The following is a 25,543-nucleotide window of genomic DNA, read 5'->3' as shown; positions in this document are numbered from 1 at the left end:
TATGGTTCCTACCCGGGTGGTTAGTTGGTGCGGGGATGTACCGTTACGGTACCCTTTCCTTTCGCTGGTACGCTCGTATGGCTCAGCTTGAAGTTGTTCGGTGGCTTGCGCCTGTAAGATTTGGTTCAATACGGATTCCAACAGGGCTGCTACTCCAGAATCTTTGTTATTGCTTAAAAATAGACGGTGCAAAAGTTCCTGATTTACGGTAATCTGGTATTGAGCCATGCAAATTCCTCCTTTGTTAGGTTTGTTTTGGCAATTCAATTCTAACTGAGGAATTTGTCTGGCTCCAGTATTTTTTTGGAAACCTATTTTACACAATTATACGGACTTAACTCAAAAATTTTGGTGGCAACCAATTCCATGTTTTAAATATTCCTCTTATTCTATCGTTTGTTGAACACTGCTTATAAGTCTGGCCTGTAGGGAAGCTATTCCCTGAACCCCCATCAAAATAATTCGATAAATGTGATCATCATCAAACATTGTTGTGGTATCAGGGGGAGTAACATAAACAGATGTCGGGCGTTTGGGTACGGGTAGACCGAAATGCTTCAATTCTTTTTCCAGCATTTCTATTTGCTTTTTAATACCATTCGCAGCCCTGTTTTTATAATTGCTTTAAAATCTTTATCGTGTGCGTATTTAACTAAAAATTAGTCATGGTTTAAAATTACTATTTCATTAAGAGGATAATAACGGAATTCAGCCTTGCCAATTATATTATTAATTGGTAATGGCCCCCAAAACCTGATATCGTAACTATTGTTACGATTATCACCCATACCAAATAATTTATTATTTGGTATCAGATAGAGCCACCTGCCCTACCACAGGAGGATAGCAGGATACCATATTATTAACGCCGGCAGCGCCGGTAGACCCAAGCACGGCAATCCAGCAGCAGTATATGTTTTAATAGAGATTATAATTCTATTAAAAGGGATTGGCTAAACAGCGGACTGACATATTTGCGCCAATATTTTAACAATAAAGAGGTTGCAGATTTTAGCAACCTCTTTATTGTTAAATCAAGGATTTGATACCATTCTTATCGAAACAAAATAACAAAGGGGGCGCCTTTACAAAACCAGTCTTTAATGGAGGATTAAACATGCAGTATCCGGCGGCATCCAGTTTAATGTATGAAAAAATATTATTCTTATATAAGTTTATTCAATCCCCCAAGCAGGTAGGCAGTATTACACCAAGTTCAAAATATCTCGCCCAGGCGATGCTTGCACCCGTCAATTGGAGTTTGATTAGAACAATAGTTGAACTTGGTGCAGGCACAGGGGTCTTCACCAAAGGGATTTATCAAAATGTCCCCAGGGGTTGCAAGGTAGCTATATTTGAAAAAGATAACGATATGCGGAAAATTCTGACGGCCAAATATCCAACGTTTCGTTTTTGCAAAGACGCCCAAAATCTTTCAAGAGAGATAGGAGCTTTGGGTCTTTCAAAAGTGGATTGTATTATTTCAGGACTACCTTTTAAACTTTTTTCGCAAGATTCCAGGGACCGGATTTTGGATGAAGTTGAACATACCCTGCAAGAGGACGGGCTGTTTATCACGTTCCAGTATTCATTACAAATGAAAAAACAGCTCCAAAGCAGGTTTAGGAATATGGATATTTGTTTTGTCCCCTTTAATATACCGCCTGCCTTCGTTTATATCTGCCGTAAATAAGCAGTCTGATTCCAGTTTGCCTTATATGATCCCATGCAGGCTACCACCTTTAGCACCGAGCCGGTTTACCCGCCGGGAGATTTCCGGAGATTCAAGCAGCGGCGGCGCATGGTGTGGTTTCAGCCGGGCGTCAATAATCAACGGCCCTTTACAACCCCAGTGTTTGTGGTCGGTAAAACTACCCACTCCGTAAACGTCATGAGAAGGGTTGGAGCGGGTAAAGGTAACCCACAGGAAATTGTTCATATGACGGGCGGCAAATTCACTGTCTTCGGTAATGACTACCAGGGCAATATCGTCAGGATAACCCGCTTTTTCCATATAATCGGCCAGGAATAGAGCGTCTTTTTCACCCGTTTCGGCATCCGGGCGCGCCGGTGCATTGATTACGACCACACCTGGCATGGCTAAAGCTGGCCGGTTAAAACCATCCGGTAATTTAAGCCGGTAATCCAGGGTTCGGGCAAGGGTGCGCCTGGGCTCACCGGCCGCAGCCACTACCAGCTTGGAACCCCGGTTAAAACCGGTGCCCGAGTAATCCAGGGTATCGATTGTAGTCCGTGTTTGAAAGTGTAAATCCCGCCGCCAGTCGACCCGTTCCAGCACATGGGTAAAAAAAGCCTGGACATCGTTAACATCCAAATCCGGGTGGTCTTCCAGAGCGGCAATAAATAAATATTTGGCCAGTGAGCATTGGCCAAATCCCAGAATGGCATTGGCCAGGGTTAATATCTGCCGCGGTTCCCGGGGCACATAGGGAACATACTGTTCCCGGCCTACCGCCAGGAGCAGGGGGTGAACTCCCGCCACATCCACTGCGTGGATAGCTTCTACGCCGGGAATGGAAGTGGGCACCACAGGCTTAGTGATTTCATGAATTAACGTCCCAAATACAGTGTCTTCCTGAGGGGGTCTTCCCACCACAGTAAAGGGCCAGACGGCGTCTTTGCGGTGATAAACGTTTTCTACATTTAAGTAGGGGAATTCATGCTGCAAAGAATAGTATCCCATATGATCACCGAACGGGCCTTCGGGCTTGGTTTTCCCGGGCACCACGGTGCCGGTAATGCAAAAGTCGGCATCCGTTGAAATAGCGTAGCCGTTCCGGTAAGTGTATCGGAAGCGACGCCCCGCGAGCAACCCTGCAAAAGCCGCTTCCGGCATTTGCTCCGGCAGGGGCATGATGGCCGCCAGGGTGTGACCAGGTGGACCGCCGACGAAAATGCTTACTTTCAGCGGCTCCCCCTTTTGTAGGGCACGGGCATGATGGAGACCGATATCCCGCTGGATTTGGTAGTGAAGACCAATTTCTTTGTCTTTGTTATACTGATTGCCGGCCATTTGGACCCGGTACATACCCAGGTTAGAATGCATAATGCCAGGTTGCATAGGATCTTCGGTATAAACCTGGGGCAGCATAATAAAAGGTCCGCCGTCATCGGGCCAGCATTTGACCCGGGGCAGCCGGCTGATTGAGGTTTCGCAGTCCAATACCGGCCCTTTATGAACTTTTTTAGGCAGTGCTTTTATAGCGGTTAAAGGCAATCCGGTATATTTCCACGGCCGTTTAACAACCGCCATCGGATTGGCCGGGATTTGCATGAACTGCATTACTTTTTCCAGTGTGGATCGAAAGATAAATCTGGCCCGGTCCATAGTGCCGAAAAGGTTGGAAACTGCCGGAAAAGGGCTACCCTTTACCCGTTCATATAATATGGCCGGTCCCCCGGCCTGGTACACCCGGCGGTGTATTTCAGCCATTTCCAGGTCCGGATCGACTTCCTCATGCACCCGCACCAGGTGACCATGCTTTTCCAGGTCCAAAATACATTCTTTCATGCTTTTATATATCATCCCGTCTACTCCTCGTAAAAGGCTATTACATTTGTATGGACTCCATGCCGCCGGCGCTGAAAAAGTATGCCTCAGGGCATTTTCTAATTAGAACTATTTATCTTCAACAGAAGGTTTTCTAAAGGGTATGATTTTACCATTGTTTTTATTTGGTTCGGGTGGTTTAACGTGGCAGGACTGACATCCACCGCAGCCGCCGGATTTAAAGCCAACAAATACTTTACGCCATGATACCTGCCACTTGCCTTCCACCTGATCTACCCTGGTCTCAACTTCATACTGGGGACCACGTTGTTGATTTGCTAATCTGGATTCAGTAGTAGCAACGATACTTGCAGTTTTTAACGCTTTCTCTTTAGAATCATATAAAGTCTGCAACTTTACCCATTCCATCCAAAACCGCTCCCTTAAAAACCATTCTTTTAATCGTATCAATTAATATTTTTTCACAGGCTATACCACATACACCTATTTTCATGTTATTTCTCCTAAAACAACATTGATCCTGCAAAATCCAGTTAAAACAACTCCCGTAATACTTTATCATAATTTCCCATAAAATTTTGATATTTTGTCCGCATTTGTTATGTATATTATAAGTGACTCCACTTAAAACTTTTTTATTTTTCAGAAACAAATATCAATACTTCCAAAAGACCGAACTCTCTTTGTGTCAAGAGAGTTCGGTCTTTTATAAAACTAGCATCCCTCTTGCGTAAGAAAGTCAAGGTTTTTGATATAATAAACTGAACCGGAAAAAGGAGGAACGTCATGTTTCGTATTTTTCTAGTAGAAGATGAAATAAATTTAAGTCATATACTAAAATCATACTTGGAAAAGGAAGGCTGGGAAGTCAGCTCTTTTTACAACGGCAAATCTGCACTTCAAGCAATTGGAAAACATCCACATCTATGGATTTTGGATATTATGCTCCCTGATCTTGACGGTTATCAGTTGCTGCGCAGCATCAAAGATGACTCCCCTAACATTCCAATAATATTTATTTCTGCCCGCGACGCTGATTTTGATAGAATAAAAGGGCTTGAAATGGGAAGTGATGACTACCTGGCAAAACCATTCCTACCCCGCGAACTGGTTATACGAACTCACCGGCTATTAGAACGTGTCTATAAATCAGCCGACCATGATAATACTGTTATTAACCTTGGTCCCTATACTTTGTACGTGGATAAAAGAATTATCCAAAAAGGTCCGGATATGATTGATTTAACATCAAAAGAATACGAGCTGGCTTTACTGTTTGGCAAACACAAGGGACAAGCCTTATCCAGGGAACAAATAATAAGCAAAATCTGGGGAGATGACTATGTCGGCACCGACCGGTCCGTTGACGACCTGGTTCGGCGGTTAAGGCGAAAAATGCAGGATCTCCGTATTGAAACCATTTATGGCTTTGGATACAGGATGGCAGGCAAATGAAAAATATTTCGCTTACAGTTAAAATTTGGATGGCGTTATCCTTAGTTAGCTTGCTGTTATACCTGGTAGTAATATTTATTATGCCTTATCTAATCCGTCACTTTTTTACCAGTACCCTAATGGAGCCGCATACACCGCCGCCTCCCAAAAATTTTTCTAAACAAAATATACCTCCATTAAATATCCGGGGATTGAATTTTCGAGAGTTTATTTTGCTAGAAGACGGGACGGAAATTCCATCCAATGTTAAGGATTTATACCCCAAGTCCCTGCTGCGGCAAATACAACAAAATGCCTTGTCTCAAAAAGCCGACCAGCAATATTATGAAAATATGCATAGCACATACCCAATTCGTTATGTAATTCGAAAAGACACTGCTTACGGGCATTACCTCTATCGGGTTACCTTGTTAAGAATATCCGAAGAAGACAAATTGGTAAAGACCTTTTTATTTAATATTATGTTAATTGCGGGCATTGCGCTGGTAATGAGTTTGTTCGCATCTCTATTTATTGCCCGTTATCTGACCCGCCCCCTGGTCCAAATGAAACAACATGTCAAGCGCATCGCAAACCGCAACTGGCATGAACCTTTAAATATAAAACAAAGTGATGAAATAGGCCAACTGGCAAGTTCTATCGAAACTATGCGCCAACAGCTTGTTAAGCAGGATGAGGCACAGCAATCAATGCTGCAGAATATCTCTCACGAGCTGAAAACACCGGTCATGGTCATCCGCAGCTATGCCCAGGCCATTCAAGATGGAGTATACCCAAAAGGTGATTTACCCGGTAGTATTCAAGTCATTGACGAGGAAGGCGCACGCTTGGAGAAGCTGATCAAGCAATTGCTTTATTTAACCCGCCTTGATTACTTGGCTGCACAAAGTCCCGTTCAAACAAAAATTCAACTGGATAAATTGGTAGAAAAAATTTTCGAACGATTATACCTGCAGCGACCGGAATTAACCTACAAGCTTGATTTACAGGCGGCGATTATTGAAGGAGATGAAGAAATACTACGTGTTATGGTGGAAAACCTGCTAGAAAATCACATTAATCATGCGGTTTCATGCATAAAAATTAGCCTTGGGATTGATAGCGACAAGACAGAAGCTGTCCTTAATTTTTGGAATGACGGCTCTAATATTGAGCCAAATATTTTTAGCCAAATATTCCAACCATTCCAAAAAGGGCATGAAGGTAAATACGGGTTAGGCCTAACAATAGCCCATCGGATCGTTAAAATGTACCGGGGGCAAATTACCCTGCAAAATGAGCAGAACGGAGTCTCCACCATTGTTAGGCTGTCACTAACAACGCGCGCTTAAATCAGTTACCCTGCGCGCGTTTTTTTTAAATGCTATAACATAAGGGCCAAAAACCTGGTTTTTCTTCGACATTTAATGTAAGTTAAGGCCTCCTTCTACCTTGTCAATGTAAAGCAAAGTATCCTCAAGGGTGTCCCCGGCAATTGGCATTTTCAGCCGGGGAATATAACCAATAACAGAACCCCTACTATAGATAACAGTGTTAATCAGCTCTACCTTAGGGGTATGGTTCAATTAGACCACCGGCCCCGGAAAAAGACAATCTAATCTGCAAACTTATCCCTCCCACTTTTATTCCGCCTCTATACGTCTTTGGTCGACAATACCAGTTTATTTATATAATTTTAAATAAAAGGTTAATACTATATTTCATCACAACAAAAAACATAAAATAATTTATTTTAGTAAAAAATTATCATAAAGAATCGATGGATAAAACCATGAAAAGGAGATTAAACCAGCATGGGAATGTTCTGTAATCAATGTGAACAAACAGCCAAAGGAACTGCCTGTACTGTTGCCGGCGTATGTGGTAAGACTCCGGAAGTTTCGTCACTTCAGGATTTACTGTTGCATGCGGTTAAAGGGTTATCTTTATATGCCACTGAAGGGCGCAAACATGGCATTGTAGACCCACAAGTTAATGCCTTTACGGTGGAAGCCATTTTTTCCACACTTACCAATGTAGATTTCGACCCTGAAAGATTTCAGGGTTTAATCCATAGCTGTGTTGAGCTAAGAGAGCAAATAAAGGACAAAGTGAACTCTGCGGGCGGCAAGGTTGACTTTACTGACCCTTCAGCTACCTTTACACCTGCCGCTGATCTAGACAACCTGATTAAACAAGGTGAAGATATGGGTCTTATTATTGACCGCCAGGCTAACGAAAATATTCAATCACTGCAGTTGATCCTTGTTTTCGGCATCAAGGGTGTTTCAGCTTACGCCGACCATGCCCGTATTCTTGGTCAGGAAGATGAAAGTATCTACTCTTTTATTCACGAAGCAATGGCGGCATTGACTCAAAAAGATCTTTCGATGGACGATTGGCTTAACCTGGTGCTTAAATGCGGTGAGGTTAACTTAAAAACCCTTGAACTTCTGGATAAGGCCAACACGGACTCATTCGGGCACCCGGTTCCCACCGCAGTGCCTTTAGGTCACAAAAAGGGCAAATGTATTTTGGTATCCGGCCATGACCTCAAGGACTTGTCCGACCTGCTTGAACAAACCGAGGGCAAAGATATATACGTCTATACCCACGGTGAAATGCTGCCCGCTCACGGTTATCCAGGCCTGAAAAAATATAAGCATTTATACGGGCACTTTGGCACAGCCTGGCAAAACCAAAAGAAAGAGTTCCCTAATTTTCCCGGGGCTATTCTTATGACCACAAACTGCTTGCAGGAACCCCAAAAATCTTACCATGATAACATCTTTAGCACCGGCCTGGTGGGTTGGCCTGGTGTCAGGCATGTGGAGAACGGGCAGTTTAAGCCTGTAATCGAAAAAGCACTAGAAATGCAGGGTTTTCCTGCCAACGAAGATAAGGGCACTGTCATGGTTGGTTTTGGTCGCAGCGCTTTATTTGGTGTATCGGATAAAATTATTGACCTGGTCAAGAAAGGTGCCATTAAGCACTTCTTCCTGGTGGCAGGGTGTGATGGCGCAAAACCAGGGCGCAATTACTTTACTGAATTTGTTGAAAAAGTGCCCAGGGACTCCGTGGTTTTGACCCTGGCCTGCGGCAAGTTCCGCTTCTTTGATCTGGATATGGGAGAAATTGAGGGCATACCCCGTCTCATAGACATTGGACAGTGCAATGATGCCTATTCAGCCATCCAGATAGCACTTGCCCTGGCAAAAGCCTTTAACTGCGGGGTAAATGACCTGCCCCTGCACATGGTATTATCCTGGTACGAGCAGAAAGCGGTGGCCATCCTGCTTACGCTTCTTTATTTGGGGATTAAGGATATACGCCTCGGTCCAAGCTTGCCTGCTTTTATTTCGCCCAATGTTTTGGATGTTCTGGTCAAGAACTTTAACATTAAGCCTATTACCACACCGGACGAAGACCTGGCAGCAATATTAAACAAAAACCATTAAGGTTTTGGAAATCTCTGATATGGAGCAGCGGCTCATTGAAGAAGGCATGCCAACGGAGGAGATCAAAAAGCTTTACGAAGTGCATGCCGCTGTTTTCAGAGATGCTTTATCCCAAAATGAGCAACCTGAAATTTTACCTGGTCATCCTTTATCTACTTTAAAACATGAAAATGATGAAGCAAGAAAAATCCTAAACGGGATTGCGGACCAAATCCAAAAAAATTGCTGCGCCCAATGGGCAAAAGGCTTCAATTAATTAATTACGTGAAAGCTTTAATTTTTTAAGCCAAAACTTGGACAAGCATTGCAGCAAAAAAGAAAACATTATCTTTCCTTACCTTGAAAAACACGGTATTACCGGCCCGCCTGCCGTCATGTGGTCAGTGGACGACGAAATACGGGGAATGCTAAAAGAGCTAAAGAGATTAGTCTCAATTTCTTCATATTTTAATAATCTCCGTTCTCCCTCTAGCGCCTTTAATTCTGCCAGCATTCAATATCATTAAAATTAAAGCGGTAGATCCTTCCGGGACGGTTATCAAACCTAACTGCATCTACAATAACAATGTTTTGAGACCGGCTTATTTCCTCCAGGTAATAGAGTATGGAAGTCCCCGCCTCTAAAACTGCTATCCCAGGTGGCCATTTTTGCATTTTAAGTTCATTAACAGCATAAACACCCAGCCATCATCTGACATTATTAAATTACCCATGCCCAGTATCAGCACCCGGTTTTGTAAATTTTTCATATTAAAGATTATGCGGTGGAGGTTTTTTTCGAACTTTTTTTAACTGCCAAAACATATTTATAATAATAAACTTTTTCCGGGGAGTAATATATGCAAAAAGAAAAGTTTACCGAACTGTGCCGCATTTTAGCACAAAGTAACGAGCATGAGCTAACCGGCACCATATTACCCATTGTCAAAGAGCACCTAATAACAAACAAAAGGCAGCCCCAACAGCGGATAAGATCAACAGAGCTATGTTCCTGCAGGCTTCAATTAGCAATTTCGTTAAAAGCTGCATGGTGCCTGATACTGAATTACTAGCTAACGTCTACCGCGACTACTTCAATATAGGGATTACGCCTCAACCAGGCCCCCCACCTATTGTACAAAAGAATATCCCTGTTAAAACTGAGGCAACTTCAATTATTGATTCCATGCGGGGAGCGCTGCTTCATAGCGCTATCATTAAAAATGACCAGGTGATTAAATATAATATTATAACCCCCACCTGTTGGAATTTTTTACTAAAAGATTCATATGGCCAGCACAGCCCGCTAGAAAGCGCACTAATTGGCACAGAGATACACCGTCCTGATTTAACCTATACAATACTGGGTTGCACTGTTCGTTCCTTTGACCCTTGTTTAAATTGCGGCACCCATGTTTTGGACTTAAAAAGGAATGTAAAACAAGAGCTAATAATATGATAAACAAAGCCCCTGGCCTTGTAATAATTGCACAGGGGCTTTTCTGTGTTTGTCATTGCGAGGAGCGAAGCGACTTAGCAATGGTTATTACCGTTCTTTTATCTCCTTGCCCATTTTAAAGGCGGCGCCGACTTCCCGGCCAAGACCAAAATACTTTCCAACTTCGGGAGCATAAGCCATAGGCTTTAGCACATCTAAATTTGGAATTCCTTTAGAATCAACAGCCGATTCGTCAACTTTTACATCTAAAATCTCACCAATAAATTGGGTATGTAAACCAATTTCAATAGTATGGATTAACTTGCATTCTATCACCATTGGGAATTCTTTGACATACGGTGCATCCACCAAATCGCTTTTAACTGCCGTGAGACCTGCTTTGGACAGTTTATCCTCGTCCTTTCCGGATACTATGCCAAAATAATCGGCAGCATAGGCCAATTCTTCAGAGGGTATGTTGATGGTATATGCTTTTTTATTAATAATGTTCTGATAGGTATAAGTCGCTTTTCTCAATGCGATGCACATACACGGCGGCTTGGAACAACAAATTCCACCCCAGGCAGCAGTCATTACATTTGCCTTACCCTCCGGGTCATAAGATCCAATAATAAAAACGGGTGTAGGGTAAGCAATTGTTTTAGCACCTAAACTTTTTTTCATATAAGAACCCCCCATGCATTTCTATCAAATAAACTTTATATAGTTTATTCATTAATTCCAACTTCAAACAAATAAAATTTAAAAAGGCCCTTGTAAAACCCGGGGCCTGGTTAAGAAATTATTTACATCATGCTTTTAGGTTTGAATGTATTGCAGCAGGTGCCGTCCGAAGTTTCTATCTTGTTATCTCCACTTGACCTAACCTCAATTCCATCCGCGTGGCAATTGTAATTTTCGTTATAATGACATTCCTCGCACATGCATTTAGTTACTTTAGACATTATTTTTCCTCCTTCTTAATAATAGAATTCATTTTATTATTACCAGTGTTAATATGAATTATTTGCAATCACAGAATTTCAAATTAGAAACTCCCGGTTTAAAACACCGGGAGTTTCTAATTTGAAAATTAAGGTATAATTCTGCTGAAACCATAAAAGTGATCGGCCCAATAAGATCCAAAAACCGGCGCAATATCCACACCGTGACTGGAAGTTGAGCTAATAAATGAGCCTCCTCCCAGGTAAATCCCGGTATGGTTGATAACCCCGCCGCTGGCAAACGCCACGATGTCTCCAGGCCTTGCTTTACCGGAGTTCACCATTGTACCCCGGTAAAATTGCTCTGATGCGGTGCGGGGCAAGTCCACTCCAAAGTTTTTGAAAACGTATTGAACGTATCCTGAACAGTCAAAACCCGCGGGCGACTGGCCACTGTAAGCGTAAGGGGTGCCAATAAAAGTTTTGGCAAAGTCTACAATCATTTCCTCACGGCTTGTCCCCCTTGATACGGTAATTGGCCGTGGAGCCGGAGCACTGCCTGTGATTAACAGGTTTTGCCCTGGATGAATCATTGTGGAGGTTAAAGAATTTGCTTTTTGTATTTGCTCCACTGAAATTCCATGCAACCTGGAAATTTTCCATAGTGTGTCACCAGGCTGCACAGTGTAATAAGTATCTGCGTAGGCAGGCACAGTCAAACCCAACAGGATGGTTACCAAAACCATAGTACAAATAAACGTTAAAGCTTTTGTCATTTTTGTCCCTTTCCACACCTACGGGGTTAGCTGCCGGGTTGGGACCGAAAGATAGCCCCTTGCTTTAAACGCAATTCACCCCATATTAATGGTTCCCCCGCTCCCATGTAATTGGATTCGGTGTAAATATTTAGATGATCAATTAAGTCGATAAGTTTGTAACCACCTCTTTTCGATATTTATTTATTGGAACCTATATATATATTCGCATAAAAATGCAGATTTTTGGAGGGGTTGGCAAAAAAAATATAAAATTAGTTGCATGGCCTGTCGTTTAATCGCATAAGACGCATACCGTTGGCTATTACCAGCAGCGCCGCCCCGGTATCGGCAAATACCGCCATCCATAAATTGGTAAAACCCCAAAAGGTGCCTGCGATAAATGCCACTTTTACCAGCAGCGCAAAAGCAATATTTTGTTTAATAATCCTCAATGCCCACCGGCTTAATTTAATAGTGTAGGGTAATTTAGCCAGGTCATCTGCCATTAGAGCGATATCAGCTATTTCCAGTGCGGTATCCGTGCCGGCTCCTCCCATTGCTATACCTATATTTGCCGCAGCCAGGGCCGGTGCATCGTTAACCCCATCACCCACCATCCCCACACTACCAAATTGTGACTGTAATTTTTTTATAACTTCCAATTTATCCCCCGGCAACAAATCTGCATGGAAGGCATCCAGTTTCAGGCCGGAAGCTATATTGCCGGCAATGATTTTGTTGTCCCCGGTTAGCATGACAATTTTTTGAATCCCAGCCGAACGCAAATCTTCCAAGGCCCGGGCACTGTTGGAACGCACCTTGTCGGCAATGGCAATTATTCCCATTATTCCTTGATGTGATCCGACAATAACTGCTGTTTTACCTTCCTTTTGTAATTTTAACAGACTTTCTTTCGCGGCAGCTGTATCCAAGTTTAAATCATTAAATAATCGAAGGCTACCGGTATAATAGCGTTTGCCATTAATAACCGAGCTGGCCCCTTTTCCGGTAATAGATTGAAAGCCACTACTTTCAGGGAGGTTGACGCCCATTTGACCGGCATGCCTGATTACAGCACGTGCCAGAGGGTGCTGGGACCTGTTTTCCACTGCGGCTGCAGTAATGAGTACATCTTTTTTGGTATAGCCTGCCAAAGCGATAATATTTGTGACCTCGGGACTCCCCTCGGTTAAAGTGCCGGTTTTATCGAAAGCCAGTACTTTTAATGCACCGGCTGCTTCCAAATAAGCTCCTCCCTTGATCAACACGCCACGACGGGCTGCGCTGCCGATGGCGGAAATTATTGATACCGGCGTAGAAATCACCAGTGCGCACGGACAGGCAATCACCAGCAGAATCAATGCCCTTTCAAGCCAGGGTTTAAATTGCATTCCCAGGAAAAAAGATGGAAAGACAGCAATGGCCACCGCCGCCACAACAACCGCGGGCGTATAATATTTGGCAAAAACATCCACGAATTGTTGGGAAGGGGCTTTTTGCCCCTGGGCTTCTTCAACCATGTCAATAACCCTGGCCAGCATCGTATCCCTTGCAACTTTGGTTACTTCTACCTCCAGAGAGCCCTTTTCATTAATGGTACCGGCAAATACCTCGATCCCAGGTGCTTTTCCAACCGGCATCGATTCCCCGGTGATGGGTGCCTGGTTTACCGTTGAAACACCTGCAGTCACCCGGCCATCAACGGCAATTCTTTCACCAGGCTTAATAATGACAATATCACCAACCATGATTTCTTCCACCGGAAGCTTCATTTCCTGGCCACCGCGACGCACCAATGCTTCTTTTGGCGAAAGCTCCATTAACGCCCGGATTGAATTTCTGGTTTTATCCATGCTATAAGCTTGAAGAGTGTTGCCTAAAGCGAAAAGAAAAACCACCATTGCTCCCTCGGCCCACTGGCCAATAGCAGAAGCCCCAACAACAGCAATTGTCATTAAAACATTCATATCTAAACTTAACGATTTTAAAGAGTAGTAAGCGTTTTTTGCTACAAATAGCCCGCCGGAAAGCATAGCGGCCAGATATAATACCAAAACAACCGAACTTGGCGCACTAATCATGGAGGCCGTAAACCCTGACAAAACAAAAAGACCGGAAAGAACGTTGAGCATTAACTTGCGGTCTCGCCAAGGGGTTCCGCGGTTATTACCATCAACGGCTGCACTTTCCAGCTCGGCTATATAGCCGGATTCCTTAACCGCCCGGGTAATTTCGGCCACTCCTATAGTATGGCATACAGTTATTTTGGCAGCGCCAAAATTAATTATTACGCTTTCTACCCCTCCCATCCCAGAAATCTTTTGTTCAAGTTTAGCTGCACAATCGGCGCAATCCAGTCCGGATAGCCTGAAAACTGTTTTCCGCGCTGATTGGCCCGGCACATCCAACGTTGCACTATAACCGGCCTCTTCCACCCTTTTAATAATTTTGCCGGTTCCGGCAGTATGCTCCACCAACATTTTTGAGGCACCGAAATTTAATTTCACAGACCGCACTCCGGATAATTGGGCTATATACTTTTCCAATTTGGCAGCACAATCCGTACAGTCCAGTCCGGCAAGCCGAAAGCTATCAATTTGAATATTTTTACTTTTTTCCATCCCATCATTCGATGCGGCCATTTCATTCAGAGATATAACTGCGCACCCGGTGCAGGAACATTGAACCTTTTTATGTCCATTGTATTCTGTCATCAATTTAAACCTCCAAAAAATCTAATCATGTGCTAAGCCTTACAGTATTCTCCTTTTAAATGATGCAGGGCAGTTTCAACAATTGTTTTAATACATTCATCCTTTAAAGAATAAAAAACCATTTTCCCTTGTTTTCGGCTTTTTGCCAGCCCCTGGTTTTTTAACAACCGCAGGTGATGTGATGCTGCTGCCACTGTTGCATCTATAATTTGCGCCACATCGCAGACACATAATTCTTCACGGGATAGCGCATAAATTATTTTGATTCTGGTCTCATCCCCAAGAGCTTTGAAGATTTGACCCAGACCTTCTGTCACTGTCACTTCCCGTTTAATACGGTTTACTTTTTCCTCATCAAAACAAAAAATCTCGCAAACGTGTTTATCAGACTCAGCCATTAGATCACCCTATCATTAAAACGTTTACTTGAATATTATAATATCAAACAACATTTGTAAAGTATTTTATGTTTCAGTTAATCAAAACGAGACTAACGAGGTGATCCCCGGTTTAGCGTATTTATCGCATAGAAAAAGGGCGGTTATCCGCCCTCCCTCCGAAACTAAGTTAAAGAGGCCTCATATGCCCTTATCATTTCTCTTACCATGTGGCCGCCAATTTTGCCTCCAATGTGTCCGCCGATCACCCCGGCATCTTTTGACTTCAAGTTTCCATTATAGCCTCTGGATAAGGAAATACCGACTTCTCTAGCCACTTCAAACTTAAAGTCATTTAGCCTCTGTTGATACTGTCCCTCGTTAACTATTCCTGAAAATTCCGGGAGTTCCTGAATCACAGAAAACTTAAGTTTATTTAAAAATTCTTTTGACATGTGATTCACCTCCAACAATTATAATGTCCTTTTTTCTGAGTTATAAAATGGTAATAAATCGGTTAAAATAAAAATTTTCTCCTTTTCAACATTTACAAAGTAAACGTGCCAGTTCGGCAACTGAAACTTCCTTTAAAATTCCGTTTTCATAAACAGGCACGATGCTTGTGTCCCCCAGTAAATAACTATTATTGTCAAATGGAGCCTTTTCCCCAATTATATGTAAAAGCCTCAGCGTATACCCTCTCACCACCGGATCTGGATCATCTATGTATTTAATTAGTTCGGGGACAAAACTCCTTACCAGTTCCGGTTCAGCCTGGGCTATTCTTCCTGCAGCCCATAAAACACCGCGCAGAAGCATCTCTTCATCTGTATTGGAGATAATAATAGAGGCGAATTCACTAAATTCTTTTGGCCTGCGGTAAATAATTTCACCTATACACTCAGGAGCACTCCATCCTATACCGCCGGACTCGTCGTTAATCGACCAGAACATTGAACGTATAATGTTCCGGGCAGCCTCATAATCAATATCAACCAGTTTGTCCACAACCACGCCAACGGCTTCGATTGCCCTCCAGCGTATAATGGCATCAGTGCTGTATAATAATCTTAGTAAATTTTTAATCTGGCTTTTTTTCTTAATTATTACATCAGCCAGTTCATTTAACTTTCGCTCCTTTAAAAAAATAAGAACATCTTCTTTAAATGTTCGGTTCATCAGTCTCTCTCCTTATAATTCACATCTATATTATTAAAGTTACCTTATTTTTTTTGCCTAAGCCAGCTTTTTTTAAAAAACAAAAATTGCACAAAAAAGATGCTTGAGTAAATTATCAAGCACACATAATAAACATTCTGAATATTCTAAATTTTTACCTTGACGATTCCATTTGCTTGGCTAGAAAAGACGCTGCTGTAGAAGCGAGCTTGTTTTCAAGGTCTCCCATTTTTACTCCGGCTTCCTTTGTGGTAATAATCACCGCTCCAATCGATTCACCATTAGCAATAATAGGTGATACCACGCTACTTGAAAACACGAACTGATCATCGGTTATACTATGTTCTTGGTTAATAACTTTACTTTCACGACTATTGATTATATCTGTTATCGCACTGCCAATGGACTTATTCAGCAGCTCTTTCTTATAGCGTCCGGTAACAGCAATTATCTCATCTTTATCGGCAACACATACTACATGCCCAAGAACTTCATTGAGAGATTCGGTGTATTCCTTGGCAAATTGACCAAGGTCGTTGATAGGGGCATATTTCTTTAAAATAACTTCTCCTTCCCTGTCAACGTAGATCTCAAGAGGTTCACCGTCGCGGATTCTCATTGTGCGCCTAATTTCCTTGGGAATAACAACGCGGCCCAATTCGTCAATTCTTCTGACTATTCCTGTGGGCTTCACAAAACTCATTCCTCCTTTTAGTTTTAGTAATTTATTATTTTGCCGTTTGATAAAAAGTATTTACGAAATACCATAAAAAAACCTGGCAATATATGCAAATTTTATCGGTTAAATGAAAAATTATAATTTCTTTCATTTGTCACAAAATATAAATGAGGTGATTTATTTGGAAAATGATAAAAGAACTGTTCCATTTGGATTAGATGCGGATTACATGCTGGCAGGAAAGGACCACTTGGAACAGGATTCCCGGGTAGCACACAGAATCCCCGGTAGAATGACCCCTCCTGCGCCGCTGGACGACCGGAAGAAAGGGGATGTAAGTTTAGGTGAATTGGCCAAAGAAGAGTTGGAAAATATAATAGACGACTGAGAGCTGTCCGCATTCGTAGGGTCGGACGACCCTGTCCGCCCGCTTCCCGATGTCCAATGTGGGTCATAACGCGGGCGGACAGGGTCGTCCGACCCTACATAGATCACGCTGTGCGCGCTGCATCGACAGGGGGTCTATATTTTGCTCACTTGGACGACCCCCTGTAAAGAAGTTTAAATACCTCGGGCCGGCTATGCGCTGACATGGTTATCCGACCGTCATCGCCAAGATAACCTTTTAAAAGAGGGATTTCCAAAGTTACCTGAGTTGGGCTGTCCTGCGGTAGATATTCCACCAGCCTGGCTCCGGAAGAAATTTCCTCTAATTTACCGCTGTTTTCCAATATAGCTATCCGATCAATTAACTGGCCGTCACCAAATAGGAAATCGTATATCTCGTGGATTTTGCCTGATAGCACCGCTGCCGCCTCATGGGGGATTCCGTTATTCATACGGATGAGAAAGCGCTTGCTGTTTAAGGGTCTGATCAAATCGCAATAATCTATATCGATTTGTTCCTTACGTCCCTTGTAAAGACTTCTTATGTCCGCGGCCTCACGCAGCGATTTTTCAGTTTTGGAAAGCTCCAGCCGGCCGCCGTGCACGTAGATATCCTCCAGCCTGCCCCGCTTTAAGATCAGGATATCAAGCTTATCAGCCTGAGCCTCCATTTTATCATAAGCTGAGCGCATTTCCGAAAAAACGCCCTCCGCAGGGCTACCCGCCCAGTCTTGATGGTTTAAAACCACCGTCATCAGGAAATGGAAAGCCCTGTATTCACGGTAGTCCAGATTTTCATCTTTTTTACCAATTTCCTTAAACAGTTCGGAAAAGGAATTAATCCCTTCCAACATCGACCTGTTCTTTTCAACGTAATCCATCGCTCTTCTTGTTTTTCGGCGCAAATCTGACGCCAATTGCTCGAGAAGGTCAAACTCCGCAGGATTTAAACTGGGCAAGTCCTGCGGCGGCTTGATTTCCCGCCCCAAAGCGTAGTCCCTGGCATAAGACAGGTTAACCCAACCCCGCCAGTCAAAAATTTCCCCCTCCATCCGCCCGCTGTACCAGCGGATGGAAGATGATGGATAAACTACATCACGGTCGCAAATAACAAAGGGTTTGACGCCAATCTCCTTAAAGAAAGCGGAATACTTGGCCATATAACCAACGCCTCCCAGCGGCAGCACACTTGTTCTTGCCAGGGAAACGCTGTAACCTCCCGCGTCGATCAATGCCATTAGCACATCGCGGTCATGCTGTCCTTCCACCAAAATAACCTTATCAGCAAAAAACACCTCGCGCTTGTATGTGGTTAACCCGGGAATTAGTTCTGCGTATTGTTTGGCATCTTTAACCGAAATTTGAAAAACTTTACGCGCATTCTTATAATTTTGGGGCCGGCGGAAAAAAACCACCCTGGCCAGATCTTCCGCGTTTCGCAAATCGACCATCGAGGGTGAATGGGTAATTAAGATAAAATGTTTACCCTGCAGCCTTGCAACCTCGCGCAAAACCTGCACAAAAATATGCTGGGCCTGGGGATGCAATGATTGTTCGGGTTCATCTATGATAACCAGCTTCCTGTCTGGATCGTAAACCGCAATTCCTAAAACGGGTAAATTTAATAACCCGGGCGCTTCGTGAGGCTGCAGCTTGCATCCTTTGTCATCAGTCATGCAAAATCTGACCGCACCGTCCTCGGAGCATACTGACACCCTCTGGGGAACACCCAGTCTTTCCAGAAAAGAAAAAGCCAGTGCCAGTAACCCGGGCTGTTTGATAGCCCTGTTCCAATATTCACAAATACTGTCATAAAACAACCATTCCCTTAAAAAATCATCTTTCCTCCGGCGAACCACCGGGTTCAAATTACGCCTCACATCTTCACGGGAAGGTAAAATGTACAGGGCCTGGTCAGTATTCTCCTGGGCAAATTTTTTTAAGGCAAAGGATTTACCGGTGCCGTTGGGTCCAATAATATAGGTCAAACCCGGTTTATTGTCGATTTCATATGATGACCCGTCGGGTAAGATCAATTCAATTTTATCCAAACAATCATCCCCAGAGAACTATTAAGTATGTAACAATTTGACGAATCCACTTGAGGATCCTGCCGCGAATTGGCTAAAACTTTATTCCATGCTCCAAATAACGCCATATTAGCATCAATGTCACTGTTGTGGCACGCTGCGCCGCATCGTCCCTGTCCCCCCACAATAACATTTCCCTGGACATGGTGACCCCGTTAACATCGGCTGCCATGACAAACTTGTGGCTGGTTTGTGCCTGGCCCTGTCCTCGATCTTTTAGAATAGTAACCGCCACGCCAATATCACTTTCAAACTTCTCCCTGACAGCGGTGGCCAGGTATTCCGCCCTTTGTTTTAAATCTGCGGGCAAGGAGCCCCAGTTGCACCTTTTTAATAATTCAACAGCCTTTAAATCCGTAACCACCAGGCCGGATTTAAAAACCCCGTCGCTGCCTTTGGCAGAAGACAATTGGTAGGCCAGTTGTCCGCCAGTAAAGTCCTCAATGACGGATAAAGTCATTTTCTTTTGGCTGATCAGGCTGATAACAACCGAAGGAAGGGTTTCAGTATCCGTTCCGTAAATATATGATCCCAGGCGCTCCCTTACTTTTGCTTCCATATCGTCAATCATTTTTTGGGCTTGCTCCGGCCCTTTTGCTTTGGCGGTGATTCTCAAATGAACTTCGGCAAATTTGGCGGTGGGAGCCACAGTTGGATTACAGCTTTTTAAAAGATCGCTGAGTTTTTCATCCATTGAAGCCTCACCAATACCGCAAAACTTAAGCACCCTGGACATAATCAGGCCCGAGCGCTCAGTCATTTTACCCAACAGGTAGGGAATAATCTTTTCCCTGACCATCTTGGCAAACTCAGGCGGCGGTCCGGGGACCAGGATGTATATTTTACCTTCCTTTTCCAGGATTATTCCCGGAGCTGTTCCCACCGGGTTATCAACGGCAATTCCTCCCTGCGGTACCAGTGCCTGTTTGTAATTATTGTTTGAGACGGGCACTCCCCTTTCCTTAAAAAACCTGGTTACAACCGTCAGGGCAAACGGATCTTGAACAAGCTGCAGTTGTAGCGCCTCAGCCAGCGCTTCACGGCTGATATCATCTTCGGTGGGGCCCAGCCCGCCGCATATTATGATCAGATCCGCCCGCTTCGAGGCCTGTCTGATAGCAGCCGCACAGCGTTGAAGGTTGTCTCCAACCGTAACCTGGTAATACAGGTCTATGCCCATTGCGCTTAGTTCTTGCTGCATATACTGGGCGTTGGTGTTAAGTATCTGACCCAGTAACAATTCCGTTCCCGTAAAAATAATTTCCGCTATCACTTGGCACCTCACAACTGTTCTGTATTCAGAATTCAGCAGTCAGAATTCAGAATCGGCAAGACAATATACCATTCTCCTATTATTTCCCTCGTTCCAACTCCCGACTTCTGTCTCCTACAATTCCATGTATTTAGAAGTCAGGAGTCAGAATTTAGAATATACAAAACGATAAACAGTTCATCTTATACTGACCTCTAATTCCTGTTATTTCCCTGTGCTCTCATTCTGTCTCCTGACTCCTTTACTTCTATCTATTTTATATTATTTTACCAGCGATTTTAATCTTACATAAAAATATTCTGCCGGGCAAAAATAAGTCCATATTTGTAAATATTAGCAAAGTTAAGGGGAGTTAACATGCATATAGGCATGATCGGGCTGGGGAAAATGGGCTTGAACCTGGCGTTAAATCTAAAGGACCACGGGCACAGCGTTATTGGTTACAGCAGAACCCGCCAAACTGTGGAAAAAGCCATAAACCACGGGATTGAAGGAACTGACAGCCTGGAACAGCTGGCCGGCAAGCTTGGCCCCAGGAAAATGCTTTGGCTGATGGTACCGGCAGGAAAACCCGTTGACGAGATGATAGAAAAACTTGTCCCCTTGCTTAAGGAACGGGACATTATTATCGATGGCGGAAACTCCAATTACAAGGACAGCATCAAAAGGTACCACCAGCTAAAACAAAAAAACATTGATTTTGTTGACGTGGGCACCAGCGGCGGAATGGACGGGGCCAGAAACGGCGCCTGCGCCATGATTGGAGCGGAAAAAGAAGTTTTTCAATACCTGGAGCCCCTGTTCAAAGACATTTGCGTGGAAAACGGGTATCTTCATACCGGAGCCAACGGTACGGGCCATTTTGTCAAGATGGTCCACAATGGTATCGAGTACGGAATGATGCAGGCCATTGGGGAGGGTTTTGAAATACTGGAAAAAAGCCGGTTTGATTTTAACCTTCGGGATGTGGCAAGGGTGTGGAACAATGGTTCGGTAATCCGAAGCTGGTTGATTGAATTAACTGAAAAAGCATTTGCCAGTAACCCCAAATTAGATCATATCAAGGGCGTAATGCACTCATCCGGTGAAGGTTTGTGGACTGTCCAGGAGGCTTTGGAATTAAAAGCCCCCGTCCCCATCATTGCACACTCGCTATTTATCAGGTTCCGGTCGGAGCAGGTGGACACATTCAGCGGCAAGGTGGTGGCCGCTCTTCGAAATCAGTTTGGGGGCCATGCCATTGAGAACGCATGATTTAATTGAACGCGCCGGCAACATCTTTCAACTAAACCCTCAACCGGATAATTTTCCAGATAGCTCATGCATCCTGGTTATATTCGGCGGCACCGGAGACCTTACGCACAGAAAATTAATGCCTGCGCTTTATAATTTGCTGTGTGAAAACCAATTGCCGCAAAACCTGGCCATGGTCGCACTGGGAAGACGGGATATTACCAGTGATGAATACTGCTATGGTGTTTACGAATCCATTATCAAATTTGCCCGGTTTGATATGGATGAAACCAGCTGGCGCAAACTAAGGAATAAAATATATTACAAAAAACTCAACATTACGGACAGCAGCGATTACGAAACTCTTAAAACTTTTTTAGACAAATTGGACCAGGAGCATGGTACCGGAGGGAACAGAATCTACTACCTTGCCGTAGCCCCGGAATTTTTTGATGTTATTACCCAAAAGCTCTATGACAACGGCATGGCTGAAAACCGCGGGGCCTGGCAAAGGGTAGTTATTGAAAAGCCCTTTGGCCGGGATTTGCCTTCAGCCCAAAAGCTCAATCGAGTTATCACCGGCGTCTTCAGCGAGCGAAATACCTATCGCATTGACCATTACCTGGGCAAAGAAATGCTGCAGAACATTATGGTCATCAGGTTTGCCAACATGCTTTTCGAACCAATTTGGAACAATCAGTTCATCGACAACATTCAGATCACTTCCTGCGAAACCATCGGCGTGAGCTCCAGGGGTAATTACTACGATCAGGCCGGGGCGCTGCGGGATATGGTACAGAACCACATGCTGCAGCTGCTAACCCTGACCGCCATAGAGCCGCCGGCCAGCCTTGACACCGAATCAATCAGGGACGAAAAGGTTAAAGTTTTGCGGTCCTTGGAGCATTACAGTCCCGGTGATGTGTTCAAAAACGTTGTTCGCGGGCAATACGGGCCAGGTTATATCAACAACGAACCTGTGCCCGGTTACCGGCAGGAGGAAAATGTGTCACCCACGTCCGGTACCGAAACATTTGTGGCATTTAAGGCCTGTATCCATAACTTCAGGTGGGCCAACGTACCTTTTTACATCAGGACCGGTAAAAGGGTGCCGGTTAAATCAACTGAAATTATCATCCAATTCAAGCCTTTGCCCCAAGTACTTTACGCCAGGCTTTTCGGGCAATTAAACCCCAACCTGCTGGTAATAAAAATACAGCCGCAGGAAGGAGTTTTCTTTCAGTTTAATGCCAAAAAGCCTGGAACTGAAAACATTATTGTTCCCGTACAAATGGATTTCTGTCAAAATTGCAGGTTGGACAACAATTCCCCAGAAGCATATGAGAGATTACTGTTCGACGTGATCAGGGGCGACTCCACCCTGTTTGCCCGGTGGGATGAAGTTGAGTATTCCTGGAAGTTTATCGATAATATTGCTTCAGCCTGGAAGGAGCATCAGCCGGAATTCCCCAACTACGCCGCAGGTTCCACCGGCCCCGCCGCGGCGCAAACCCTGCTGGAAAGGGACGGCAGGCACTGGCTGCATACCGGGGAGGTTATTACGTGAAGGTTATCGACATTTCAATGAGCATACACCAGGCTATGCCGGTCTATAAAAACAAACCCGAAAAAAAGCCCGTGTTAAAATTTGTACAGGACTTTACCATTTCAAATAGCTGCGAATCGGAACTAATCATTGGTATGCATACCGGCACCCATGTGGACGCCCCCCTGCACATGCTGCCTGGCGGGAACACTGTAGACAGGATTAGCCTGGCCAAAGTGGTTACAGAATGCAGGGTACTGGATTTTACCGGGCTGCAGGACAAAATAACCGCGAATAACCTGGCGACCAGGGAAATTCAACCCGGTGCTTTTATACTGTTAAAAACAAAAAATTCTTATAAGCAGAACTTTGACTTTAATTTTGTGTTCCTGGAGCAAAGCGGCGCGATATATTTAAAAGAGGCGGGGGTTTCCGGCGTAGGCATCGACGCCCTCGGCATTGAAAGGGACCAACCCGGCCACCCTACTCACAAAACATTGTTTGAGGCAGGGATAATTATTATCGAGGGCCTGCGGCTGGCCGGAGTTGAAGAAGGGAATTATTTTCTTTGCGCGGCGCCGCTTAAAGTGGTTGGCGCGGAAAGTGCGCCCGCCAGGGCGTTTTTGATCCGTTTTTAATGTAGGGGCGGGCGACTCTTAACGCGGGCGGACGACCCTGTCCGCCAGCTTCACACCGTCCTATACCTTTTCTTTCCCGGTCATCTGCTCGTTCATATTGATACTATCACCGTACTTATAGCGCATGGCCTGGTAAATATCAAACCCACCGCTCAGATTGACGGCATCGAAACCTTTTTGATCCAAAATGCGATAAGCAATATAACCCCTGAGACCTATCTTACAATAGATAACTATTAATTTATCGCTGGGAAGCTCATTAATCCTCTTGCGCAGTGAGTCAACGGGAATATGCACCGATCCCGCAACATGCCCCTTTTGATATTCTTCGTCAGTTCTAACATCCAATAATACATATTTCTCTTTATCCAGGGCATCTAGTTCATCCCATTGAATAACTTTCATTTCTCCTTTTAAAATGTTGGCGGCAGTGAAACCCGCCATATTAACCGGGTCTTTAGCAGAAGAATATGGTGGCGCGTAAGCCAGTTCCAACTCCTCGAGGTCGTAAACCGTCAAGCCTGTTCTAATAGCTGTGGCCAGCACGTCAATCCGCTTGTCCACCCCGTCTTTCCCCACTATTTGTGCACCCAGCAATTTGCCGCTGTCCGGTGAAAAAATAATTTTTACAATCATGGGTATGGCCCCCGGATAATACGCTGCGTGGGAGGGGGAATGCGTATATGACTTCAGGTAAGGTATTTTCAGCCGTTTTAACATTTTCTCGTTATTGCCCGTCGCAGCTGCTGTAAAGTCGAAAACTTTAATTATAGAAGTGCCCTGGGACCCGCTGAAGCGGGCTTTTTTACCGGCTATATTATCAGCTACAATCCTGGCCTGTTTATTGGCCGGCCCGGCCAGGGGTATTAACGCCATTTTGCCGTTGACGATATCCTTTACCTCTACTGCGTCACCCAGGGCGAAAATAAACTGGTCCGAAGTCTGCAAGTATTCATTGACTTTGATGCCGCCCCTTGCGCCTATTTCCAGGCCGGCTTCCCTGGCCAGCTTGGTTTCGGGCCTGACCCCCACAGCAAGCAGCACCATTTCCGCTTCCACCTTTTGGCCGCTTTTTAAAACCACTTCAATGGTTTTCTCGCCTTCAAACCGCTCCACAGCATCCTTAAGGATTATGTCAACACCTTTGTCCATTAAGGTTTTTTCTATTACCCTGGCCATTTCAATGTCCAGAGGTCCGAGGATTTGTTCTGCAGCCTCAATCACGTTTACCTTCGCTCCCAGGCGGCGCATGTTTTCCGCCACCTCGACGCCGACATAACCCCCGCCGATTACCGCCACGCGCTCCGGCTTTTTACCCGTAACCATATTTTTTATTTTATCAACATCAGCCATGTTTCTTAGCGTGAAAATACCTTCCTTATCCACACCGGGTATTGGAGGCACCAGCGGCTCAGCACCCGGGGATAACACAAGGTAATCGTAACTCTCCCGGTAAGTGCCACCGTGGTAGGCAACTTCAACCTCCTTTGTGTCCCTGAAGATCCTGGTGACTTCGCTTTTTACCCTGATATCAATATTAAACCTCTCATGCATAGCTTCCACTGTCTGGACAAGAAGTTTTTCCCTTTCCGAGATTACCCCACCAATATAATAAGGCAGCCCGCAGTTGGCAAAGGAAATATACTCTCCCCGCTCAAACAATATTATTTTTGCTTCTTCATCCATTCTTCTCAACCGGGCTGCAGTACCTGCTCCGCCGGCAACACCGCCAACAATAATAACCTTTTTAGCCATGTTAGCCCCCCTGTGGGAATTGATAAATTTTCTTCATTATGCACCAAATCTAAATATGATTATGCAATTCATTTGTTTAACTCGGTTAAGGTAAGCTCCGCGTAACTAATAATACCCATTGCAACACCC

At 44.3% G+C, this 25,543-nt stretch carries 27 protein-coding genes, 1 pseudogene and 1 riboswitch; of the genes and pseudogenes, 11 read left to right on the top strand and 17 right to left on the bottom strand.

Features of this window, described 5'->3' with window-relative positions:
- Nucleotides 1–228, bottom strand: a 228-nt coding sequence (locus H569_RS0114040) for a transposase (RefSeq protein WP_027365511.1), incomplete at its 3' end; no start/stop codon positions are given.
- A 431-nt stretch (nt 229–659) separates the two neighbouring features.
- Complete coding sequence (locus H569_RS21920) at nt 660–812, bottom strand: S26 family signal peptidase (protein ID WP_257720117.1); 153 nt, start codon at nt 810–812, stop codon at nt 660–662.
- A 305-nt stretch (nt 813–1,117) separates the two neighbouring features.
- On the opposite strand from H569_RS21920, the gene H569_RS0114035 reads away from it, so the two are divergent.
- Nucleotides 1,118–1,693, top strand: a complete 576-nt coding sequence (locus tag H569_RS0114035; protein ID WP_027365510.1) for a class I SAM-dependent methyltransferase — start codon at nt 1,118–1,120, stop codon at nt 1,691–1,693.
- Nucleotides 1,694–1,714: 21 nt separating this feature from the next.
- Here H569_RS0114035 and H569_RS0114030 read toward each other — a convergent pair whose 3' ends face one another.
- The 3 genes from H569_RS0114030 to H569_RS22800 all read right to left on the bottom strand — a co-directional run bounded on the left by H569_RS0114030 (nt 1,715) and on the right by H569_RS22800 (nt 4,184).
- A complete protein-coding gene (locus tag H569_RS0114030) occupies nt 1,715–3,547 on the bottom strand; it encodes a UbiD family decarboxylase (RefSeq protein WP_027365509.1) in 1,833 nt (610 codons plus the stop codon).
- Between the two features lie 93 nt (nt 3,548–3,640).
- Nucleotides 3,641–3,940 (bottom strand): hypothetical protein, encoded by a 300-nt coding sequence (locus H569_RS0114025; protein ID WP_027365508.1) that lies wholly within the window; start codon nt 3,938–3,940, stop codon nt 3,641–3,643.
- Nucleotides 3,909–4,184 carry a hypothetical protein gene (locus tag H569_RS22800; protein WP_027365507.1) on the bottom strand — a complete coding sequence of 92 codons (276 nt, stop codon included), beginning with the start codon at nt 4,182–4,184 and terminating at the stop codon, nt 3,909–3,911. The genes H569_RS0114025 and H569_RS22800 overlap by 32 nt, the downstream gene beginning before the upstream one ends.
- 134 nt (nt 4,185–4,318) lie before the next feature.
- On the opposite strand from H569_RS22800, the gene H569_RS0114015 reads away from it, so the two are divergent.
- The 5 genes and pseudogenes from H569_RS0114015 to H569_RS23675 form a co-directional block, all read left to right on the top strand.
- Nucleotides 4,319–4,987: a response regulator transcription factor gene (locus H569_RS0114015; RefSeq protein WP_027365506.1), complete on the top strand. Its 669-nt coding sequence runs from the start codon at nt 4,319–4,321 to the stop codon at nt 4,985–4,987.
- The gene (locus H569_RS0114010; protein ID WP_027365505.1) at nt 4,984–6,318 is read left to right on the top strand and encodes a sensor histidine kinase; all 1,335 of its coding nucleotides are present in this window, start codon (nt 4,984–4,986) and stop codon (nt 6,316–6,318) included. Before H569_RS0114015 ends, H569_RS0114010 begins: the two co-directional genes overlap by 4 nt.
- A 468-nt stretch (nt 6,319–6,786) precedes the next feature.
- Nucleotides 6,787–8,424: a hydroxylamine reductase gene (gene hcp / locus H569_RS0114000; RefSeq protein ID WP_027365504.1), complete on the top strand. Its 1,638-nt coding sequence runs from the start codon at nt 6,787–6,789 to the stop codon at nt 8,422–8,424.
- Between the two features lie 4 nt (nt 8,425–8,428).
- Entirely contained in the window at nt 8,429–8,680 is a 252-nt protein-coding gene (locus H569_RS21435; RefSeq protein ID WP_157833543.1) for a DUF438 domain-containing protein, read from the top strand.
- Nucleotides 8,681–8,696: 16 nt separating this feature from the next.
- A pseudogene (locus H569_RS23675) lies at nt 8,697–8,930 on the top strand (hemerythrin domain-containing protein); the annotation flags it as partial.
- Here H569_RS23675 and H569_RS23670 read toward each other — a convergent pair.
- On the bottom strand, nt 8,902–9,108 hold the full coding sequence (locus H569_RS23670; protein ID WP_407638091.1) for a hydrogenase maturation protease: 207 nt from the start codon (nt 9,106–9,108) through the stop codon (nt 8,902–8,904). The pseudogene H569_RS23675 and the gene H569_RS23670 sit on opposite strands and share 29 nt — an antisense overlap.
- Before the next feature lie 301 nt (nt 9,109–9,409).
- Here H569_RS23670 and H569_RS23190 point away from each other — a divergent pair, with 301 nt between their 5' ends.
- Nucleotides 9,410–9,862, top strand: coding sequence for a nickel-dependent hydrogenase large subunit (locus H569_RS23190; RefSeq protein ID WP_027365502.1), 453 nt, complete (start codon nt 9,410–9,412; stop codon nt 9,860–9,862).
- An 87-nt stretch (nt 9,863–9,949) separates the two neighbouring features.
- Here the strand turns inward: H569_RS23190 and H569_RS0113970 are convergent, their stop codons facing one another.
- From H569_RS0113970 to spoVT, 8 genes are all read right to left on the bottom strand, one after another.
- Nucleotides 9,950–10,525: a flavin reductase family protein gene (locus H569_RS0113970; RefSeq protein WP_027365501.1), complete on the bottom strand. Its 576-nt coding sequence runs from the start codon at nt 10,523–10,525 to the stop codon at nt 9,950–9,952.
- Nucleotides 10,526–10,647: 122 nt separating this feature from the next.
- A complete protein-coding gene (locus H569_RS21905) occupies nt 10,648–10,806 on the bottom strand; it encodes a DUF1540 domain-containing protein (protein WP_081411027.1) in 159 nt (52 codons plus the stop codon).
- A 128-nt stretch (nt 10,807–10,934) separates the two neighbouring features.
- A complete protein-coding gene (locus H569_RS0113960; protein ID WP_027365500.1) occupies nt 10,935–11,561 on the bottom strand; it encodes a C40 family peptidase in 627 nt (208 codons plus the stop codon).
- Nucleotides 11,561–11,694, bottom strand: a riboswitch (cyclic di-AMP (ydaO/yuaA leader). Its footprint overlaps the gene before it by 1 nt.
- A 121-nt stretch (nt 11,695–11,815) precedes the next feature.
- Nucleotides 11,816–14,257 (bottom strand): heavy metal translocating P-type ATPase, encoded by a 2,442-nt coding sequence (locus H569_RS0113955; RefSeq protein WP_238492567.1) that lies wholly within the window; start codon nt 14,255–14,257, stop codon nt 11,816–11,818.
- Between the two features lie 32 nt (nt 14,258–14,289).
- Nucleotides 14,290–14,655 (bottom strand): ArsR/SmtB family transcription factor, encoded by a 366-nt coding sequence (locus tag H569_RS0113950; protein WP_027365498.1) that lies wholly within the window; start codon nt 14,653–14,655, stop codon nt 14,290–14,292.
- Nucleotides 14,656–14,819: 164 nt separating this feature from the next.
- The gene (locus tag H569_RS0113945) at nt 14,820–15,089 is read right to left on the bottom strand and encodes an alpha/beta-type small acid-soluble spore protein (protein WP_081411026.1); all 270 of its coding nucleotides are present in this window, start codon (nt 15,087–15,089) and stop codon (nt 14,820–14,822) included.
- An 85-nt stretch (nt 15,090–15,174) separates the two neighbouring features.
- A complete protein-coding gene (locus H569_RS20455) occupies nt 15,175–15,813 on the bottom strand; it encodes a DVU0298 family protein (protein WP_034630756.1) in 639 nt (212 codons plus the stop codon).
- A gap of 154 nt (nt 15,814–15,967) precedes the next feature.
- Nucleotides 15,968–16,507, bottom strand: coding sequence for a stage V sporulation protein T (gene spoVT / locus H569_RS0113935; protein WP_027365496.1), 540 nt, complete (start codon nt 16,505–16,507; stop codon nt 15,968–15,970).
- Nucleotides 16,508–16,673: 166 nt separating this feature from the next.
- On the opposite strand from spoVT, the gene H569_RS0113930 reads away from it, so the two are divergent.
- Nucleotides 16,674–16,880, top strand: coding sequence for a hypothetical protein (locus tag H569_RS0113930; protein WP_027365495.1), 207 nt, complete (start codon nt 16,674–16,676; stop codon nt 16,878–16,880).
- Between the two features lie 145 nt (nt 16,881–17,025).
- Here H569_RS0113930 and H569_RS0113925 read toward each other — a convergent pair whose 3' ends face one another.
- Both H569_RS0113925 and H569_RS0113920 read right to left on the bottom strand, forming a co-directional pair.
- Nucleotides 17,026–18,930, bottom strand: coding sequence for an ATP-dependent nuclease (locus H569_RS0113925; RefSeq protein ID WP_027365494.1), 1,905 nt, complete (start codon nt 18,928–18,930; stop codon nt 17,026–17,028).
- Nucleotides 18,931–19,003: 73 nt separating this feature from the next.
- On the bottom strand, nt 19,004–20,242 hold the full coding sequence (locus H569_RS0113920; protein ID WP_027365493.1) for a competence/damage-inducible protein A: 1,239 nt from the start codon (nt 20,240–20,242) through the stop codon (nt 19,004–19,006).
- A 357-nt stretch (nt 20,243–20,599) separates the two neighbouring features.
- On the opposite strand from H569_RS0113920, the gene gnd reads away from it, so the two are divergent.
- The 3 genes from gnd to H569_RS0113905 are packed head-to-tail and all read left to right on the top strand — an operon-like array spanning nt 20,600 to nt 23,659.
- The gene (gnd, locus tag H569_RS0113915) at nt 20,600–21,496 is read left to right on the top strand and encodes a phosphogluconate dehydrogenase (NAD(+)-dependent, decarboxylating) (RefSeq protein ID WP_027365492.1); all 897 of its coding nucleotides are present in this window, start codon (nt 20,600–20,602) and stop codon (nt 21,494–21,496) included.
- Nucleotides 21,483–23,042, top strand: a complete 1,560-nt coding sequence (zwf, locus tag H569_RS0113910) for a glucose-6-phosphate dehydrogenase (RefSeq protein WP_238492566.1) — start codon at nt 21,483–21,485, stop codon at nt 23,040–23,042. The genes gnd and zwf overlap by 14 nt, the downstream gene beginning before the upstream one ends.
- Nucleotides 23,039–23,659, top strand: coding sequence for a cyclase family protein (locus tag H569_RS0113905; protein WP_027365490.1), 621 nt, complete (start codon nt 23,039–23,041; stop codon nt 23,657–23,659). The genes zwf and H569_RS0113905 overlap by 4 nt, the downstream gene beginning before the upstream one ends.
- Nucleotides 23,660–23,719: 60 nt before the next feature.
- On the opposite strand, the gene H569_RS20450 is transcribed toward H569_RS0113905, so the two are convergent.
- Nucleotides 23,720–25,414 carry an FAD-dependent oxidoreductase gene (locus tag H569_RS20450; protein ID WP_034630753.1) on the bottom strand — a complete coding sequence of 565 codons (1,695 nt, stop codon included), beginning with the start codon at nt 25,412–25,414 and terminating at the stop codon, nt 23,720–23,722.
- Between the last annotated feature and the right edge of the window lie 129 nt (nt 25,415–25,543).

Source organism: Desulfotruncus alcoholivorax DSM 16058, from assembly GCF_000430885.1.
Lineage (GTDB): Bacteria > Bacillota > Desulfotomaculia > Desulfotomaculales > Desulfallaceae > Desulfotruncus > Desulfotruncus alcoholivorax.
The sequence above is the reverse complement of the archived record's forward strand: the minus strand, read 5'-3'. Positions and strand labels throughout refer to the sequence as shown.